The organism is Paenibacillus oenotherae (assembly GCF_019443105.1).
Classification (GTDB): Bacteria; Bacillota; Bacilli; order Paenibacillales; family Paenibacillaceae; genus Paenibacillus_Z; species Paenibacillus_Z oenotherae.
Map to the genome: position 1 here is coordinate 1 of NZ_JAHZIJ010000079.1, position 728 is coordinate 728.

Annotated in this window: 1 protein-coding gene; it reads left to right on the forward strand. The window is 53.7% G+C overall.

All coding sequences use genetic code 11. The annotated features are described in order from the left end of the window. Positions 1-728, forward strand: a 728-nt coding sequence (locus K0T92_RS24640; protein WP_219875273.1) for a starch-binding protein, incomplete at both ends; no start/stop codon positions are given.

Below are 728 nucleotides of genomic sequence, written 5' to 3' on the forward strand. Positions count from 1 at the left end.
CTGTTCAAAGCCACTGGCAGAAGATTGGCCAATTCAGAAACAATCACATCGCAATCGGTGCAGGTCAACATGCCAAAATCGCAGACGCTCCGTACACGTTCTCCCGTACGTATGAGCAAGGCGATATTCTGGATAAGGTCGTTGTAGCGGTAGGCGCTTCCGGCTCTGTAGCTGTGAGCGTAGGCAACATCTTCCCGGATGGCACGACCGTACGCGATGCGTATACGAAGAGCGAAGCGGTTGTAAGCAACGGCAAAGCTACCTTCACTGCTGGCGCTAACGGCGTTATTCTCATCGAGAATGTTGGCGCGAACAAGAAATTCCCGGTTCTGACGGCATCCCCGGCAGGCGGCAAGTTCAAGACTGAGACAACGACGGTAACCCTTTCGGTTAAGAACGCAGACAGCGGTAAATATACGCTGGACGGCAGCGACCCGGTTAACGGAATAGCATTCACGAACGGAACTACGATCACGATTGGCGCAGGCATGGCGATCGATGATACGAAAACATTGAAAATGTATGCAACCAACGAGAACGGTCCAGGCACGGCTTCGTTCACCTTCACGAAGGGCGATCCGAACGCCAAGCTGCAAGTTTTCTTCAAGAAGCCAGCAGGCTGGGGAACACCGGCACTGTACTTCTACGAAACAGCGCCTAAGGAAGCAAGTGAGCCTACATGGGCGACAGCTCCTGCAATGACAAGCGTAGGCGGCGACTGGTACGTC